General features: G+C 72.6%; 20 protein-coding genes. 9 read left to right on the top strand and 11 right to left on the bottom strand.

Annotated features, from left to right (window positions below; all coding sequences use genetic code 11):
• Positions 1–181: 181 nt before the first annotated feature.
• From MTP13_RS00655 to MTP13_RS00645, 3 genes are all read left to right on the top strand, one after another.
• Positions 182–2,806 carry an ATP-dependent Clp protease ATP-binding subunit gene (locus MTP13_RS00655; RefSeq protein ID WP_243569151.1) on the top strand — a complete coding sequence of 875 codons (2,625 nt, stop codon included), beginning with the start codon at positions 182–184 and terminating at the stop codon, positions 2,804–2,806.
• Positions 2,807–2,913: 107 nt separating this feature from the next.
• Positions 2,914–3,288 (top strand): hypothetical protein, encoded by a 375-nt coding sequence (locus MTP13_RS00650; protein WP_243569150.1) that lies wholly within the window; start codon positions 2,914–2,916, stop codon positions 3,286–3,288.
• Between the two features lie 867 nt (positions 3,289–4,155).
• Positions 4,156–4,497, top strand: coding sequence for a hypothetical protein (locus MTP13_RS00645; RefSeq protein WP_243569149.1), 342 nt, complete (start codon positions 4,156–4,158; stop codon positions 4,495–4,497).
• An 18-nt stretch (positions 4,498–4,515) separates the two neighbouring features.
• On the opposite strand, the gene MTP13_RS00640 is transcribed toward MTP13_RS00645, so the two are convergent.
• Positions 4,516–4,722: a DUF2188 domain-containing protein gene (locus tag MTP13_RS00640; RefSeq protein ID WP_243569148.1), complete on the bottom strand. Its 207-nt coding sequence runs from the start codon at positions 4,720–4,722 to the stop codon at positions 4,516–4,518.
• 264 nt (positions 4,723–4,986) lie between these two features.
• Between MTP13_RS00640 and MTP13_RS00635 the strand changes: the two genes are divergently transcribed.
• A complete protein-coding gene (locus MTP13_RS00635; RefSeq protein WP_243569147.1) occupies positions 4,987–5,421 on the top strand; it encodes a hypothetical protein in 435 nt (144 codons plus the stop codon).
• Between the two features lie 30 nt (positions 5,422–5,451).
• Here MTP13_RS00635 and MTP13_RS00630 read toward each other — a convergent pair whose 3' ends face one another.
• Positions 5,452–6,090: a TetR/AcrR family transcriptional regulator gene (locus MTP13_RS00630; protein WP_243569146.1), complete on the bottom strand. Its 639-nt coding sequence runs from the start codon at positions 6,088–6,090 to the stop codon at positions 5,452–5,454.
• A gap of 70 nt (positions 6,091–6,160) precedes the next feature.
• Here MTP13_RS00630 and MTP13_RS00625 point away from each other — a divergent pair, with 70 nt between their 5' ends.
• Complete coding sequence (locus tag MTP13_RS00625; protein WP_243569145.1) at positions 6,161–7,576, top strand: amidase; 1,416 nt, start codon at positions 6,161–6,163, stop codon at positions 7,574–7,576.
• 25 nt (positions 7,577–7,601) lie between these two features.
• Positions 7,602–8,018, top strand: a complete 417-nt coding sequence (locus tag MTP13_RS00620) for a hypothetical protein (RefSeq protein WP_243569144.1) — start codon at positions 7,602–7,604, stop codon at positions 8,016–8,018.
• Positions 8,019–8,040: 22 nt separating this feature from the next.
• Here MTP13_RS00620 and MTP13_RS00615 read toward each other — a convergent pair whose 3' ends face one another.
• Entirely contained in the window at positions 8,041–8,493 is a 453-nt protein-coding gene (locus MTP13_RS00615; RefSeq protein ID WP_243569143.1) for a DUF805 domain-containing protein, read from the bottom strand.
• A gap of 148 nt (positions 8,494–8,641) precedes the next feature.
• On the opposite strand from MTP13_RS00615, the gene MTP13_RS00610 reads away from it, so the two are divergent.
• Positions 8,642–9,010 carry a hypothetical protein gene (locus MTP13_RS00610; RefSeq protein WP_243569142.1) on the top strand — a complete coding sequence of 123 codons (369 nt, stop codon included), beginning with the start codon at positions 8,642–8,644 and terminating at the stop codon, positions 9,008–9,010.
• 6 nt (positions 9,011–9,016) lie between these two features.
• Here MTP13_RS00610 and MTP13_RS00605 read toward each other — a convergent pair whose 3' ends face one another.
• From MTP13_RS00605 to MTP13_RS00590, 4 genes are all read right to left on the bottom strand, one after another.
• Positions 9,017–9,610 (bottom strand): hypothetical protein, encoded by a 594-nt coding sequence (locus MTP13_RS00605; protein WP_243569141.1) that lies wholly within the window; start codon positions 9,608–9,610, stop codon positions 9,017–9,019.
• Entirely contained in the window at positions 9,603–10,349 is a 747-nt protein-coding gene (locus MTP13_RS00600) for a hypothetical protein (RefSeq protein ID WP_243569140.1), read from the bottom strand. Before MTP13_RS00600 ends, MTP13_RS00605 begins: the two co-directional genes overlap by 8 nt.
• Positions 10,346–10,720 (bottom strand): PadR family transcriptional regulator, encoded by a 375-nt coding sequence (locus tag MTP13_RS00595; protein ID WP_243569139.1) that lies wholly within the window; start codon positions 10,718–10,720, stop codon positions 10,346–10,348. Before MTP13_RS00595 ends, MTP13_RS00600 begins: the two co-directional genes overlap by 4 nt.
• 72 nt (positions 10,721–10,792) lie before the next feature.
• Positions 10,793–11,503: an endonuclease/exonuclease/phosphatase family protein gene (locus MTP13_RS00590; RefSeq protein WP_243569138.1), complete on the bottom strand. Its 711-nt coding sequence runs from the start codon at positions 11,501–11,503 to the stop codon at positions 10,793–10,795.
• Between the two features lie 92 nt (positions 11,504–11,595).
• Here MTP13_RS00590 and MTP13_RS00585 point away from each other — a divergent pair, with 92 nt between their 5' ends.
• On the top strand, positions 11,596–12,309 hold the full coding sequence (locus tag MTP13_RS00585) for an NUDIX hydrolase (RefSeq protein WP_341680827.1): 714 nt from the start codon (positions 11,596–11,598) through the stop codon (positions 12,307–12,309).
• Positions 12,310–12,550: 241 nt separating this feature from the next.
• On the top strand, positions 12,551–13,009 hold the full coding sequence (locus MTP13_RS00580; RefSeq protein WP_243569137.1) for a pyridoxamine 5'-phosphate oxidase family protein: 459 nt from the start codon (positions 12,551–12,553) through the stop codon (positions 13,007–13,009).
• On the opposite strand, the gene MTP13_RS00575 is transcribed toward MTP13_RS00580, so the two are convergent.
• From MTP13_RS00575 to MTP13_RS00560, 4 genes are all read right to left on the bottom strand, one after another.
• A complete protein-coding gene (locus tag MTP13_RS00575; RefSeq protein ID WP_243569136.1) occupies positions 12,969–13,403 on the bottom strand; it encodes a VOC family protein in 435 nt (144 codons plus the stop codon). The genes MTP13_RS00580 and MTP13_RS00575 overlap by 41 nt on opposite strands.
• Positions 13,404–13,559: 156 nt before the next feature.
• Entirely contained in the window at positions 13,560–14,477 is a 918-nt protein-coding gene (locus tag MTP13_RS00570) for an ROK family protein (RefSeq protein ID WP_189085823.1), read from the bottom strand.
• A complete protein-coding gene (locus MTP13_RS00565; RefSeq protein WP_243569135.1) occupies positions 14,474–15,268 on the bottom strand; it encodes a copper homeostasis protein CutC in 795 nt (264 codons plus the stop codon). The genes MTP13_RS00570 and MTP13_RS00565 overlap by 4 nt, the downstream gene beginning before the upstream one ends.
• Entirely contained in the window at positions 15,265–16,947 is a 1,683-nt protein-coding gene (locus MTP13_RS00560) for an ABC transporter ATP-binding protein (protein WP_243570895.1), read from the bottom strand. Before MTP13_RS00560 ends, MTP13_RS00565 begins: the two co-directional genes overlap by 4 nt.
• Between the last annotated feature and the right edge of the window lie 38 nt (positions 16,948–16,985).

The raw sequence follows: 16,985 nt of genomic DNA, 5'->3' as shown, positions 1-16,985 counted from the left end.
TCCTTCGCCAGAACCATGCAACCGTATCGGACTCGTCGGTGGGACTCGAACAGCGCAAGGGGCCCCATTTTGGGGTGCCTGCCTGTCTGATTGCGATAGAGCCGAGAGTGTCGTGGGAATACCTCCCGCCTCACTGCGTTGAACTTGAGCGAACCACACTCAACTTCAACCAGGAGGCCAGGTGCCCAACGACTTCAACGAGGCCGGCGCGAGCTCGTTCGACGAGTTCCTCGCCCGATACCTCGCGGGTGAGCAGGCCCGTCAGGCGCGGTCGATCGACCTCAGCCGGTTCCTGACGGCCCGCACCCAGAGCATTCTTCAGCAGGCGGGACGCTTCGCCCTCGAGCGCGGCCAGACCGAGCTCGACGCGCTGCACATCCTGCGCGTGATCGTCGAGGACGAGAGCGTGCAGGCGGCGATCCGCCGCGTCGGCGCGAGCCCCGAGCGCATCATCACCGCGACCGAGGCGCGACTGCCGGCATCCGGCGACGTGCCCTTCGACGAGCTCGGTGAGCGGCGCGACGCCGCGACCATCACGCCCTCGGCATCCCGCGCGCTGTTCCACAGCTACCAGGTGGCGCGCTCCTCGGGCGCGACGTACATCGACCCCGAGCACCTCTTCTTCGCGCTCGTGCTGGGTCAGGATGCCCCGGCCGGGCAGGTGCTCGCTCGCGCGGGCGTCACCGCCGAGGCGCTGACGCAGACGATGCGGGACGGGGTGGATGAGGCCCTTCGACAGGCTCAGGAGACCGGCGAGGGGGATTCCCTTCGACAGGCTCAGGGAACCAACGAGCAGGCTCAGGAGACCACCACGCCGACGCTCGACAAGTTCGGCATGGACCTCACCGAGCGCGCCCGCAACGGCGAGCTCGACCCCGTGATCGGCCGCGCCGACGAGGTCGAGCAGACGATCGAGATCCTCTCCCGCCGCACGAAGAACAACCCCGTGCTCGTGGGCGAGGCGGGCGTCGGCAAGACCGCGATCGTCGAGGGCCTCGCACAGGCCATCGTCGACGAGCAGGTGCCCGAAGCCCTCCTCGGCAAGCGCGTCATCGCGCTCGACCTTCCCGGCATGCTCGCCGGCACCCGCTACCGCGGCGACTTCGAGGAACGCCTCACCAAGACGATGGAGGAGATCGCCGCCCACCGCGGTGAGCTCATCGTCTTCATCGACGAGGTGCACACCGTCGTCGGCGCCGGAGGCGCGGGCGAGGGCGGCATGGACGCGGGCAACATCCTGAAGCCGCGCCTCGCGCGCGGCGAGCTGCACCTCATCGGGGCGACCACGCTCAAGGAATACCGCCAGATCGAGAAGGACCCCGCCCTCGAGCGCCGCTTCCAGCCGGTGCGCGTCGGCGAGCCCTCGGTCGAGGATGCCGTGCTGATCCTGCGCGGCCTGAAGCCCGCCTACGAGGAGCACCACGGCGTCGAGTACACCGACGACGCGCTCCGCGCCGCCGTCGAGCTCGGGCACCGCTACCTGCCCGACCGCGTGCTGCCCGACAAAGCGATCGACCTCATCGACCAGGCCGGCGCGCGACTGCGCCTCCGCCTCGGCGTGAAGACCGACGTGCCCGCGCTCATGGCGCGGCTCGCCGAGCTCGAGTCCGAGAAGAACGCCGCGGTCGCCGCCGAGCACTACGAGGAAGCATCCCGCATCCGCGACGAGATCGCGAAGGTGCAGGGGAAGCTGGACGAGGCATCCGCCGCGGCGAAGGCCCGCGGAGCGAACACCGGCGACGCCACGGTCGACGACGCGCAGATCGCCGCGGTGATCTCGCGCGCCACCGGCATCCCGGTGAACCGCCTCACCGAGGGGGAGCGCGAGCGCCTCGCGACCCTCGAGGACGAGCTGCACGCCCGCGTGATCGGGCAGGACGACGCGGTCACCGCCGTCGCCAAGGCCGTGCGCCGCAACCGCACCGGCATGGGCGACGCGAAGCGGCCGGTCGGCTCGTTCCTGTTCCTCGGGCCGACGGGCGTCGGCAAGACCGAGCTCGCCCGCGCGCTCGCCGACCGCCTGTTCGACGACGAGACCGCCGTGATCCGCTTCGACATGTCGGAGTTCGGCGAGCGGCACACCGTGTCGCGGCTCGTCGGCGCCCCTCCCGGGTACGTCGGCTACGACGAGGCGGGCCAGCTCACCGAGCGCGTGCGCCGCAACCCGTACTCGATCGTGCTGTTCGACGAGATCGAGAAGGCGCACCCCGACGTGTTCAACCTGCTGCTGCAGGTGCTCGACGACGGGCGCCTCACCGACGGGCAGGGGCGCACGGTCGACTTCCGCAACACGGTCGTCGTGATGACCTCGAACCTCGGTTCGGAGTTCCTCGCCTCGCGCTCGGGGGCGCTCGGCTTCGTCGCGTCGGCGGATGCCTCGGCCAACGGCTTCTCCTCGGAGAAGGACCTGCGCGACCGCGTCATGGGCAAGCTGCGCGAGGCGATGCGTCCCGAGTTCCTGAACCGCATCGACGAGATTGTGCTGTTCAAGAAGCTCACGCAGGACGAGATCGCCCGCATCGTGTCGCTCATGCTCGACGCAACCCGCGCTCGCCTCGGCGCGCGCGAGATCGGCCTCGAGGTGACCGGCGCGGCCGTCGCGTGGATGGCCGAACACGGTTACGAGCCCGAGTTCGGGGCTCGGCCGCTGCGCCGGCTCATCCAGCGCGAGGTCGACGACCGCATCTCCGACCTGCTCGTCTCCGGCGAGCTCGGCGACGGCGGACTCGTGCGGGTGGATGCCTCGGGCGACGAGCTCGTCGTGGCATCCGCGGTTCCTGCCACCGGGATGCCGCACGCCGCGTAACCCCATCGACCGGAACGCCCGGCCCTCCGCGGAGGGCCGGGCGTTCCGCGTGTGCGGGAAGGGAAACGCGCCCGCCCGCGCAGCCGCGATTCGCCTAGCCTGAGGGCATGAACGTCGTCGGGCTCGTGGTGCTCGGCCTCGTCTTCGCGTTCGCGGCGACGATGGGCTGGCTCGAGCTGCGCGGATCGCGGACGGAGGTGAGGCGATCCGCACCGCGACCGCGGGTCGACCGGGTCGAGGCGGGCCTGCGCGCGGCGGGCTTCGCCGACGATGAGGTCGCCTACGCGCTCTCCGACCTCGACCCGGAGCTCGTGCGGGTGCGGACCTCGCGCTCGGGTCCGCTCGTCATCCTCGACGCGCCCGAGCATGGCGTCCGGGTGCTGGGGTTGAACGGCGCTGCGGCCGAGCGGAGGGCTCGTGAGCGGATCGCCCGTCGAGCGGGCGCCGACCCGCGCGCCATCCTGTTCGACGAGCTGGACTGATCCGTCCGGCTAGACCTCGGGCTCCTCGTCGGTGATCACGCGGTGGGCTGGCGTCGATCTTTCGGGTGCGCCCGCCGTGGCTGCCGCAGGCATCCCAGCTGACGCAATTGGCACGAAGGTTGATGAGTTGGCCCCAGATCTGCTTACCTATCTTGGTATCCGGTATTGACGCATATGGGTCTGGCTGAGGTAATGGGATGACAACACTGACGTTGGCATGGGGGCGGAACATGAAACGAGTCGATCGATCGCCTGTCCGGGGGCACGCAGGGCGGCGTGCGGCGGCGATGCTTACTGCCGTACTCGCGGGCTTCCTCGCGGGGGTGGGGGCCCAGCCGGCGGTAGCCGGGTACGCGGAGAGTGCCCGAGGCTACTTCACTGCCGGCGGCACGCAGTTCTCCAATTACGCCTACATCTCGACGAGCGCGAAGTCTGCGACTGCCGTGACCAGCACGCAGCGCACCGGTGGAGGCACGCCATCCGGCTGGGCGGGATCCCGTGGGCGGCTCTTCACGAGCGGAGGGGCCATGAGTTGTGAAGGGGTCAACTCGTACAACAGCGGATCCGGCACCGTGGCCTTCGGGTACTCGTGTACGCGCCGTTCCGGGGGAACGTGGTACAGCTACGGCGTCTCCATCGGGTGGAACGGGAGCGGGTATTCGTCCTTCTACACCTATCGTTCCCCGTCGCAGAACTCGTAGATCGGACGTGATGACCGTGAGTGGATCGCTCCCAAGGAAGTTGGCCGGACTTCTCTTCGGCCTCGCCCTGGCAACGGCAATGGGTTTGGGGCTCGGGGTAGCCGTCGCGGCAGGTCCAGTGCTGCACTCGCCAACCGGGCTCGCCCCTGAAGGAGGCGCCTCCTCCGTGTCGATGCCAGCCGCCGAGTATCCGAAGAACGACCAAGGCGAGACCTTCGGTTCAGCGGCCGATGCGGCATCGCCCGACCAGGAACCCGACCTCATTCTGGTCGTCGCGACGAATGGCCGCGAAGGCTACGTCCGCAAGATCGATCTGGATGACGCGAACGGTCAAGCCGCCGCCGAATCGTTCACCAGGCCCGAAGAGGCGCTCGCTTGGCAGGAGGCCGAGGGGCGCGGCGATCGATCGGTCCCCGTGTACGAACACGATGGGGTGACGCAGATGGGCACCTTCCTCGTTCTCGGCGGAGACGGTCAACGGCGGGTCGCCGAAGACGAGGCGAAGTAGCGGATCCGGTGCGCCTCGCTAGTCCTCGGGCTCCTCGTCGGTGATGACGCCCGTCGGCTCAGACTCGATGACGGTGTGCGTGGTGCCGAGCAGGGCGGCGAGCTCCCGGCCCGCGGTGATCGCCTCCTCGCGGCTCGCGAAGCTCTGCGAGCGCTCGGGCTCGCCCTCGACCTCGTTCTCCCACTGCCCGCGGTTCGAACGGGTCACGACATCTCTCTGTGCCATCCCGGCACGCTCCCTCCCGGCTGACGACGCCGACGCGGATGCGCCCGCGCTCGTGACGATACGCTCCACCCGCTCGCGTGTCACGGGGTCGAGGTCGTCGATCGGCTCCCGGCGGGTGGGTCGGAGTCGCACTGACGACCGTGTTCACCCTGGCCGCGCACGCGGTGTGCATGCGGCTTCGGCGGGGGATGATCGCGGTTATCGTTGGGCATTTTCTCGCCGATCTCACCCTGCTCCTACTCATGGCATACGGAGGCTAGCCTGATGCGCTTCAACCCCGACAAGCTGCGCGAACTCTTGACGGCCTTCCTCGGCGAGACCGCGGACACAATCTTCAGCAATGACCACACCCGGGCGTGGATCTTTCCCCGAGTGGCGGGCACGCCGATCCACCTCCAAATCGACGGCGACCGGTGCGACGTGTTCGCCGGATTCACGTTTCGCACCGTGCTCCTCGCCGGCGGCGATGCATCTGAGTGGATGATCATCGACTGCATCGAGGCGATCATCGAAGGTCGCGCGGTCGAGCACTTCGGCTTTGAGGACTCACCGGTCGCGATCGACGACCGAAGCGTCGGGATCAGCGGGAGTGGTTTCGAGGGGCGAACGGTCTCGATCAACTCCGGCGAGGAGCTCGCGAAACTCACCTACGCCGTCCCGGCTTGGAGTCACCGGCCGGCCCGTCCGGCGGAGCTCTGAACCGGAGAGCGAAACCGACCGCGGTCCGCGTCAGTCCCCGCGCCGGCCGTCGGCAGTGCCGCCGCCCCGCACGAGCGTGGCGTCGAGGCCGGCGATGATCGCGTCGATGCCGCGGTCGAACATGGCGAGGTCGCGGAGCGCGGCGACGCCGTCGGCCTGGGCTGCGGCCGTCTCGCGGCTGCGCGCCCAGACGACGAGGAAGCCCGAGGCGTAGCCGTCGACGATGCCGAGGATCTCCCTCGCCGCCTCGGAGTCGAGACCCGACGACTCCAGCCGGGCGATGGTCGCCCGCAGGTGCGGGGCGACGGGCGCGGTGCCGTACGGCGCGAGGGCGAGCAGCTCGAAGGATCGGGGGAGGGCGACCGCGAGATCGCGGTACGCGCCGAGCGTGCGGCGAACGAGCTCGCGCCAGTCGGCGGTCGGGCTCGTCGCCTCGTCGTCGCCGAGCGCGAGTCGCTCGATGAGCTGCTCGACGATGGCGTCGACCAGGTCGTCGCGGCTGCGCACGTGCGTGTAGAGGCTCATCGGGGCGAAGCCGAGCTCGGCGGCGAGCCGGCGCATCGTCAGCGCCTCGAGACCGTCGCGTTCGATCAGCTCGATGGACGCGGCCGCCAGCTCGCGGCGGCTGAGCGCCGGGCGAACGGCGGGCGCCTCTTGACGTGACGGCATGGATGCAAGAGTATCGTCCGTACACTGTACGGAGCCGTACGTTGTACGGCCGCGCGAAAGGCACGCATCGATGGACCTGCACCACCTCACCGCCACCGAGGCATCCGAGCGGTTCCGCCGCCGCGAGCTCTCCCCGGTCGAGCTGCTCGACGCGGTACTCGAGCGCACCGCCGCCGTCGAGCCGACGATCAACGCGGTCACCGAGCAGTGGATCGACGAGGCCCGCGCCGCAGCCCTCGCGTCCGAGGCGCGCTTCGCGGCTGCCGCGGCGGGCACCAACGGCGGAGCGCCGCTCGGTGCGCTCGAGGGCATCCCGCTGATGCTGAAGGACGAGCAGCCCATCGCCGGACGCCTGCTCGAGGACGGCTGCCTGCTCGAGCGCGGCAACACCGCCGAGGAGACGCATCCCATCGTCGAGCGCATCCAGGCCGCCGGGGCGGTCGTGCACGCCCGCACGACGACCCCCGAGTACTGCTGCGCTCCCGTCACGCACTCCAAGCTCTGGGGCGTCACCCGCAACCCGTGGAACCCGGACTACACGCCGGGCGGCTCGTCCGGCGGCTCCGGCGCCGTGCTCGCAGCCGGGGCGACGCTGCTCGCCACCGGCTCCGACATCGGCGGATCCATCCGCATCCCCGCTTCCTTCTGCGGCGTCGTCGGCTACAAGCCGCCGTTCGGCCGCGTGCCCGGCATGGCGCCGTTCAACTCCGACACCTACTGCGCCGACGGACCGATGGGCCGCAGCGTCGCCGACGTCGCCCTGCTGCAGAACGTGCTCTCAGGTCCGTGGGTCGGCGACGCCGCCTCGCTGCGCGAGATCGCCGAGGTCTCCGGCCGCGTCGGCTCGCTCGACGGCGTGCGCGTCGCGCTCTGCCTCGAGCTCGGCGGCTACGACGTCGACCCGGCCGTCGAGGCGAACACGCGGGCGGCGGCCGCCGCGCTCGCCGCAGCCGGGGCGAGCGTCGTCGAGGTGGAGCTGCCCTGGGGCCCGCAGCGGGTGCTCGACACCGCCTGGCCGCACTTCGGCGCGGTGATGGGCCCGTTCATCGAGCAGATCGTCGAGGGCGACGCCGAGCGCGCCGCGCAGCTCATGCCGTACACGCGCGCCTTCGCCGAGCAGGCGGCGGGCGGCGGCGGGTACGTCGAGGGACTCGTCGCCGAGTCCGCGTTCTACCGCCCCTTCGCGGAGCTCATGGCGGGCTACGACGTGCTGCTCTGCCCGACCGTCGCCTCCACCGGCCTCGCGGCCGAGGAGCCGTGCACCGACAGCACGGCGATCTTCTCGCAGCTCATGACGCTGCCGTTCAACGTGATCGGCCGGGTGCCGGTGCTCGCGCTGCCGTCGGGCATCGCGCCGAACGGCGTGCCGACGGGCGTGCAGCTCGTCGGGCGCACCTACGACGACGCAGCGGTGTTCCGGGTCGGCGCGGCGCTCGAGCAGGAGCTCGCGCTCTGGACGGATGCCTCGTGGTGGCCCGTGCTCTGAGCGGGGCCGGGTGCAGAATCGGAGCATGACCGCCGAGCCCGTGCTCCTGCTCCCCGTGCGCCTCATCGTCGACGTCGCGAACGTCATGGGCTCGCGCCCCGACGGCTGGTGGCGCGATCGGCGCGGCGCGGCGACCCGGCTGATCGCGGGGCTGCCTGCGCTCGCCAGGGCCGAGGTCGAGGGGCCGGCGCCGGGACCGCTGCTGCGCCTCGACGCGATCACCGCCGTCATCGAGGGCGCGGCGCGCGGTGCGGCGGAGCCCGGAGGCGTCCTCGTCGTGGCCGCGCCGGCCGACGGCGACACGACCATCGTCGAGCTCGCCGCGGCCGAGGCATCCCTCCGACCGCTCGTCGTCACCGCCGACCGGGGCCTGCGGGCGCGGCTCGACCCGGCCGCGCTCGTCGCGGGGCCGGGCTGGCTGAACCGCCTGCTCGGGCGTTGAGCGCCACTCGGCGCGGCGCAGCTCAGCGATCGAAGCGGGCGCCGGCGGGGTCGCTCGGCATCAGGAAGAACACCAGCAGGATGATCCCGCCGACGATCGGGATGAGGCCGATGAACCACCACGGACCCGGACGGTTCGAGTCGTGCAGCCGCCGCCAGCTGAGGGCGATCCACGGGATGAACGTCGCGAGGCCCCAGAGCCCCAGCACCGAGGCGAAGAACACGTAGCCGCCGCTCGGCGGGGCCATCGTGTTGGTCGTCGCGTCGTACATCCAGCCGCCGGACAGCGACATGGCGAGCGACAGCGCGCCGCTCACGATCGCGCTCGCGAGGTACCACCACCAGAACTCGCTGCGGCTCGCGCGGCCCGAGAAGGTGGCGTACTTCTTGAAGAATCGGGAGATCGCCTGCCCGAACGTCGCCCCGTGCAGCGGGCGGTCGAGGGCGGCGTCGGTCGTCGCAGTGGTCGTCATCATCGTGCTCCTCGTAGGGGTGGAACCGGATGCGCCGCGGCAGTGCTGCCCGCGAACGGCGTCAGCGTAGCGCTGCACCACGCGGGCGGCACGCCCCCGTGCGAGGGCCGCCCACAGCCGGTGCGCGGGTCGTGCCCGTAGGCTCTCGAGGATGAGCCGCCGTGACGACCGCCCCGCGACCGATCAGCTGACGAACGTGCTGCTCACCGTGTTCGTGCTCATCCTCATGTTCGTCGTCGCCGGGGCGGCGCTCATCGCGGGCGCCCTCATCGGCGTCGACGCGATGGGGTGCACGGGCGAGGTCTGCGCCGTCGTCAAGCGCTCCGGCAGCTGGTTCGCGATGCTCACCACCGCCGTCGCCCTCATCGTCGGCATGATCGTCGCGATCGTGCGGCTCGCGCGCCGCGGCCGGAGCCGACGGCCGCTCGTGACGGCGATGGGCGTCATGGTCGGGGCCGTGCTGCTCGGCGCGCTCGGGGGTGCCGTGGGCAGCGCGCTCGACGGTGCGTTCGGCGCCTGAGCCGCGCTAGTTCGCGTCGTCCATCCCGGTGACGTGGACCGCGTAGCCGTGACAGCCCGCCTCCTCCCAACGGTACTCATCGCCGCCGCCGGTGTCGCCCCACAGGGCGAGCGTGTACTCGTCGCTGGACGGGTTGCCGAGGGCGTCCTGGATGAGGGCCGGATCACCGGAAACGAGCCAGTACGCCGTGTAGCGGTGTTCGTAGCCCTGCTCCCGCATGCACTGCGCGATGATGCGCTGCTGCGTCAGCCAGATCTCGGTGTTGGCCGGGTCCGGGTCTTCGGCGGCGCGCGGGATCGTCGCGATGTCGGTGTCGGCGTCGTAGACGGGGAACCCGGCGTCCGCGCTCGCATCCGATACGCCCGAGCCGGCGTCGTCGTCGGCGCCATCCGTCGGCGGGGCTGCGGTCGGTGCGGCCGGCGTCACCGCGGGAAGCTCCACGAGCTGACCCGCCTGCGCCTCATTCTCGGCGACGACGGCTGCCGAGGTCATCGCGAAGGCGGCCCCGCCGCCGACGGCGACGATGGTCAGCGCGGCCGCGATCGCGAGCGCGATCTTGGCGCGCCGAGCGCGGCGCGGCTCGTACTCGGACTCAGGCATGCGGCACTCCTTCATTCGGTGTGGATGCGTCGGCGCGAACGCTGCGCGCGGCGGTGCGAGCCGGGCGGAGCCAGTGCACCGCGGCGGTGACGCACACGGCGGCGAGCGCGAGGCCGACTGCGAGCGCGGCCGGCTGCCACCAGCTCACACGGTTGACGAGCAGTACGGCCGTCGCGCTCAGGGAGGAGAGCGCCTGTGCCGTCTGCGTGAAGATCAGGGCGGTCGGCACGGCGAGCAGCAGTGCGGCCCACCCGCGTTGGCGGGGGCCGGCGAGCGCGAAGGTCGCGATGAGCGCGATCGCTCCGAGGCCGACCGCCCCGATGGCGGCACTGGGCACCTCGGCGACGTCGCCGATGAGGAGGGCCCGCACCAGTCGCACGGCGACGAACGCGCCGAGGGCGGCGTCCACGACCCCGATCGTGACGACGATTGCGAGCAGGGAGAACTCGATCCGCCGCATCGAACGGAGGCGCGGGTCGAGGCGCTGCAGCGCGCCCGCGCGCCAGGCGAGGTCGGCGGGGGCACCGCGAAGCGCTCGGCCCCGGATGGAGCGGGCGAGCTCGTCGGCGTCGACGCCGGACTCCTCGGCCCACCGTGCGTGCTCGTGCAGGTCGGAGGCGATCTCGTCCTGCCGGGCGCCGGCGACGGCCGGGTCGAGGCCCCGGGTGTACCAGGCGGTCCAGCGGAGCACCCGGCGCGCGGCCAGACGGTACTCGGCCGAGCGCAGCACCCCGCTCATGCGGTCACCGGGCGGCTCGGACGGCTCGCGGCTGCGGCGGCATCGGCGGCGCGGACGGATGCCTCGCGCCGAGCCGTCTCGAGCGCCGTCGCCCCCGCAGCGGTGACTCGGTAGAGGCGCCGACGCGGGCGGCCCTCGGCCTCCGCCGGCTCGGGCGCCTCCCACTCGGAGTCGAGGAGGCCGGCCGTCGCCATCCGCGTCAACGCCTTGTAGAGCGTGCCGTGCGCGAGCAGGCTCGATCCGTCGCGGTCGGCGATCGCCCGGGCGAGACCGAAGCCGAAGAAGGAGCCGTCGGCCGCCTGCAGGGTCGTACCGGCGTCGAGGATGTCGAGCTCCAGCGGGAGCAGTGCGCCTGGTCGTCGTCGTGGCATGCCGCCACTATAGGAAGATAGGTGCCGATAGTGCAAGGGTTGATCGTCGCGGGCCCGTTCGCGGACCTCGACTCAGCTGACGACGTCGATGTCGGCCGGCACCTCGGCGGCCGTGCCCGTGTAGTGCGCGTCGACGAGGATCGGCAGGTGGTCGGATTCGCCGCGCGGCAACGTCTCGATGCTGCGCAGCACGAGCCCGGCCGAGGTCGCGAAGTCGAAGTGCCCGCGGAAGTAGCGGTAGCGCGTGTACGTGTGCCGGTCGCTGAGCGTCAGCTCGTACCCCGCCTCGCGGACCTTCTCGGCCAGGTTGTCCTTGAACACCGGGTAGTTGTAGTCGCCGACCATGAGCGCGGGGAGGTTGGGGCCGAGCAGCTGCAGCTCGCCGAGGGCGGCGTTGATCTGCGCTCGCCGCAGCGAGTTCAGTGCGGTGAGCGGGGCCGCGTGGAACGAGGCGATCGTGAGCTCGCGGTCGTGCTCGAGGTCGTCGAAGCGCACGGCGAGCAGCCGTTCGTGGGCGGGGCGCAGCACGCGGTCGTGCAGGGACTTCTTCAGCGCGAAGGCGCGCACGTCGCGGGGGAGCAGTCGATCGGGCCGATAGTACATCGCGAGCCCGAGCCGGTTGCCGGTGGTCGAGTGGGCGAGCTGCATCCGCCCGATGTCCTCGGCGAGGCCCGCCGTGTCCACCTCTTGCAGGCAGATGGCGTCGGGCGAGTAGCGCTCATCGAGCGCCGCGAGCTCGGAGATCGCGCGGTGCTTCCGCAGGTTGTAGCTGATGATCAGCATTCTCCACAGCGTACGCGCGGTTCCGTGGATGGCGGCTGAGGGTTGCGCGGCAGTCGGGTGAACGGTATCCATCGCTTCGCTACGCTGGGGCCGTGGATGCCCGTGCCGACCTGCTCGCGCTCTGCGAGCGCGGGCTCGACTGGTTCCCGGGCCCGGATGCGCCGACCACCCGCGTCCCCGGGCTCGCGATGCCCGACCCCTCCGAGCTGCGGCCCGCTGCCGTGCTCGTGCTGTTCGGCGTGCTCGACCGGGTGCCGGCGAGGCCGGCGGATGCCGCGGCCACCGTCGTGCCGCGGGACCTCGACGTGCTGCTGCTGCGCCGGGCGGCGACGCTCGGCACGCACGCCGGGCAGATCGCGTTCCCGGGCGGGCGACTCGAGGCATCCGACGGCGGCGCGGTGGATGCCGCGCTCCGCGAGGCGCGCGAGGAGACCGGCGTCGAGACGGGCGGCGTCGAGCCGCTCGGCGAGCTGCCGCCGATGCCCGTGCCGCTCAGCCGCCACCTCGTGACGCCCGTGCCCGCCTGGTGGACGCACGAGTCGCGCGTCGCCGCGGTCGACCACGACGAGTCGGTCGACGTGTTCCGGGTGCCGGTCGCCGAGCTGCTCGCGCCCGCCAACCGGGCGATGACGGTGCTGCGCCGCGACGGCTTCGTGCATCGTTCGCCGGCCTTCACGGTGGGCGAGCGGCTGGTGTGGGGCGTGACGGCGCTGATCCTCTCGCGCATGTTCGACGAGCTCGGCTGGGCAGAGCCCTGGGACGCCGGCCGCGAGGTCGTGCCGCCCGCCCGCGAGCTGTCGCGCTGAAGTTTCTCCTGATCCTCTCGTGGCGCCGGAGCATCGGTGATGTGGAGAGATCCGGGCGGGGCGAGCGCTTCATTCTGGCGACCCGGTGCACAAGTGTCTTTGTGTACTTGCGGCGCTTTCCCGGATGCAAATTTGTGTCGTCGCGGCGAAGTGCGCGGAGCGTCGAAAAGTTTGGGCCGCCAGCCGGGACGACATGCGGCAGAGGGGTCGGGGCGAGAACGCGTGCCGATACGCTGGCGCGATGGAGCTCGCCGAACTCATCGCGTACGTCCGGGCGCAGCGTGCGGGCGTCGTCTCGACGCTCGGACCGGATGCCTCGCCGCAGGCCGCCTACCTCGCGATCACCGCGAGCGGGCGCGGCGAGCTGCTGTTCGACGCGAAGCCGGACTCGCGGAAGATCGCGAACCTCCGCCGTGACGGGCGCGTCGCCGTCGTGGTCGGCGGCGCCGACGGCACCACGCTGCAGGCCGAGGGGCGCGCCGACTTTCCTGGCGCAGCCGAGCTCGAGCGCTGCACGGCGGAGTACCTCGACGCCTTCCCCGAGTTCGCGGGCTCCTTCGAGGCGGGCGCCGTCGTGCTCGTGCGCATCGTGCTCGACTGGGCCACGCACGGCGACTTCCGCGGAGCGACGCCCGTGATGCGCGAGGTCGCGCTCGGCGCTACGCCTCGTCGGGCCCGTCGAGCTCCTGGAACAGCGTGAGCTGCAGCCCGGCCGGGCCGTTCAGCCGCGAGTTCATCGAGCGCCACGGCGTCTCGCGAGCCTCCGCGACGAGCTCGGCGCCCCCGGCGACGGCGTCATCGGTCGCGGCGACGGAGTCGTCGACCTCGAGGGCGACCCGGAGGGCGGCGCTCGGCTTGCCCTCGGCCTCGACCCGGTCGATGAAGCGCACCTGGGCGGCGTTCGACAGCTCGAGCGTGGCCCGACCGGCATCCAGGATCACGACCCGGGCGTCGCCCTCGGCCTCGTACGACTCCTGCACCGGCATCCCGAGCACGTCGCGGTAGAACGCGAGCGTCGCCTCGAAGTCCTCGCCCTCCGGCACGGATGCCACGAGCCGAAGCTGCCTGACCCGACCCTCGCCCTGTGCTGACATGTGCGCTCCCCTCATCGGTGCGGGCGCCGCCGTGGCGCCCCGTGCCAGGGGGCAACGCGGAAGCGGCGCGAACCATTCCGCCGGGAATGGAATCGGGTCGGGGAGGGCGGAGACGACGCCGGGCGTGTGTGGGCACCCGGCGCCGCCTCCGCCGGTTCAGGCGGCGACGACGCGCGCGGCGAGCGCGCGGGCCTCGGCCGCGGTCCCGACGGCGCCGGCCCAGCGGCCGAGCTCGGCGGGAACGATCGGGGGCACCCGGTGGAACGTCGCCTGCTCGGCGACGTACCCTGCCGCGAGCTCGACGAGCCGGTGCGGCGCGCTCGCGAGCCCCCCGCCGACCACGACGACGCCGGGGTCGACGAGGGCGAGCAGCGTGAGCACGGCGTCCGCGAGGTGCTGCGCGGCGGTCCGCACGATCGGCACGGCCCGGGGGTCGTCCTCGTCGTAGGCGGCGAGCAACTCGCGGGCCGAGCCCTCGCCGCCGGCGGCGTTCCACGCGCGGCGGAGCGCCGGGGCGCCCAGCAGCGTCTCGAGGCATCCGCGCTGCCCGCACGAGCAGAGCCGCCCGCCGGGCTCCACGACGACGTGCCCCAGCTCGCCGGCCGAACCGTGCGCGCCGTCGGCGATCACGCCGTCGACGAGGTGCGAGCCCGCGATGCCGGTGCCGAGGGCGAGGGTGAAGACGTCCCGCTCGCCGGCGCCGGCGCCCCAGCGGGCCTCGGCGACGGCGGCCGCGCGGCCGTCGTTCAGGATCGACACGGGCACGCCGAGGAGCGCCGAGAGCTCGGGGCCGAGGGCGCGGCCGTCGAGGGCGGGCACGTTCGAGGAGCGGATGACGGTGCCCGACGCCTCGTCGACGAGCCCGGGGATCGCGACCGCGACGGCCGCGAGCCGGTGCCCGGCGGAGACGGTGCGGGCGAGCTCGGCGAGCGTCGCCGGCAGTTCCTCTGCGAGGGCGGGGGCGACGCCCTCGGCGATGGCGTCGGGCATCCCGTCCGCCTGGCCGGCCGAGGCAAGCCGGTACTTCACGCTCGAGCCGCCGACATCCAGCCCGAGCACGGTGGAGCCGATCATCGAGCGGCACCGCCAGGGATCGAAGCGGAGGAAGCCGCAGCCGTGCGAGCGGCCTCGGCGATCTCGCGGGCGACCTGGGCATCCGCGACCTCGTAGTCGCCGACGCCGCTGCCCGCGGAGCCCATGCTGACTCCGCCGGCGTCGCCGGCGACCGTGCGCTTCGCCGAGAAGTGCAGATCGCGCACGCCGGACGCGAGGATGCCGGGCGCATCCGCCGCGGTCACCCCGCCGCCCGCCATCACGACGATGCGGCCCTCGGCGCGCTCGACGAAGGCGCGCAGCGTGTCGCGCCCGGCGAGCGCGGTCGGCGCCGCGCCGGAGGTGAGCACGCGGTCGAGGCCGAGCTCGATGAGCGCATCGAGCGCCTGGAACGGCTCGGCCGAGACGTCGATCGCGCGGTGCGCCGCGACCCCGGCCGGGCCCGCGGCATCCCGCAGCCGGCGCATGCCGTCGAGATCGAAGCGGCCCGCCTCGTCGAGGCAGCCGATGACGACGCCCGCCGCACCCGCCGCGACCGCGGCGCGCACATCGGACTCCATCACGGCGAACTCGTCGGCCGTGTAGTGGAAGCCGCCGCCCCGCGGGCGGATGAGCACGTGCACGCCGAGGGCGTCGCCGGCCGTCTGCACGGCCGCCTCGATCGTGCCGAGCGACGGGGTGAGCCCGCCGAGCGCGAGCGCTTGGCAGAGCTCCACCCGCGCGGCGCCGATCGACGCCGCGACGCGGACCGCCGCGGCATCCTGCGCGATGAGCTCGAGCGTGACGGCGCCCGCCGCGGCCGGCGCGTTCACGCGGCGCTCCGCGCGGCGAGCCGGGCGACCCGGCGCTCCCGCTGCGCCACCGGGTCCGGCACCGGGACGGAGGCGAGCAGCCGCTGCGAGTACGGGTGCTGCGGGCGCAGCAGCACGTCGTCGGTCGCGCCGAGCTCGACGATGCGGCCCTCGTGCATGACCGCGACGCGGTGCGAGAACTCGTGCACGACGGCGAGGTCGTGGCTGATGAAGAGGCAGGCGAAGTCCATGCGCTCCTGCAGCTCGCGGAGCACGCGCAGCACGGCCGCCTGCACCGAGACGTCGAGCGCCGAGGTCGGCTCGTCGGCGATGATCAGCTCCGGTTCGAGCGCGATCGCCCGGGCCAGGCCGATGCGCTGGCGCTGCCCGCCGGACAGCTCGTGCGGGAAGCGGCTCGCGTAGGAGGCGGGCAGCTCGACGGCCTCGAGCAGCTCGCGCACGCGCGCCGCCCGGTCGCGCCCCGACATGGGCCGCACGGCGCGGTGCACGACGAGCGGCTCGGCGATGGCCTCGCCGACCGTGGTGCGCGGGTCGAGGCTCGAACCCGGGTCCTGGAAGATGGCGCCGACGCGGCCGCGGAGTCGTCGCTCGGCTCGGCCCCGCAGGCCGCCGCGGCCGAGCTTCTCGCCGAACAGGCGCAGCTCGCCGCCCGAGGTCGGCGCGAGGCCGAGGGCGACCTTGCCGAGCGTCGACTTGCCCGAACCGGACTCGCCGACGAGGCCGAGGATCTCGCCCGCCGCGATGTCGATCGACACCTGGTCGAGGGCGGTGAAACTCTTGCCCGCCTTGCGGTACGTGACGCTCGACTCGCGGAGCGAGAGCACCGGCACCGGCAGCGCGACGCCGCCGGGGCCCGTGCCGTCGGGCTCGGGCTCGCCCGCGGGCGGCACCGTCTCGCCGCCCTCCGGCAGCCGCGGCACGGCGTCGAGCAGGCGCTTCGTGTAGTCGGCGGTCGGCTCGCGCAGCACCTGCATCGCCGTGCCGTGCTCGACCATCTCGCCGCGGTACATCACCGCGACCCGGTCGGCGATGTCGGCGACGACGCCCATGTTGTGGGTCACGAGCAGGAACGAGGTGCCGCTCGAGTGCGCGAGCTCGCGGATCAGGTCGAGGATCTCGGCCTGCACCGTCACGTCGAGCGCCGTCGTCGGCTCGTCGGCGATGATGAGCTTCGGCTCGCAGGCGAGCGCGATCGCGATGACGACGCGCTGGCGCTGACCGCCGGACATCTCGTGCGCGTAGCCGGCGGCGCGGCGCTCGGGCTCCGGGATGCCGACGCGGGCGAGCAGCTCGACCGCGCGGCGGGCCGCCTCCTGCTTGGTGCCGACGCCGTGGTTCAGCAGCGCCTCGGCGATCTGGTCGCCGATGCGCATCGAGGGGTTCAGCGCCGTCATCGGCTCCTGGAAGACCATCGAGATCTCCTTGCCGCGCACGCCGTTCAGCTCGTGCTCGCCGAGCGTGGTGAGCTCGCGGCCGTCGAGCTCGATCGAGCCCGTGCGCGTCGCCGTCGCCGGCAGCAGGGAGAGCACCGCCATCGCGGTCACCGACTTGCCCGAGCCGGACTCGCCGACGAGGGCGAGCACCTCGCCGCGGCGCACGTCGAGATCGATGCCGCGGACGGCCTCGACCGGGCCGTCGTCGGTGCGGAAGGTGACGGCCAGGTCGCGGATGCGGAGCATGGGCGCCTCGGCGTCATCCGTGCCCTGGACCGGGGTGG

Origin of the sequence: Agromyces soli, from assembly GCF_022811605.1 — a bacterium.
Taxonomy (GTDB): domain Bacteria; phylum Actinomycetota; class Actinomycetes; order Actinomycetales; family Microbacteriaceae; genus Agromyces; species Agromyces soli.
The sequence above is the reverse complement of the archived record's forward strand: the minus strand, read 5'-3'. Positions and strand labels throughout refer to the sequence as shown.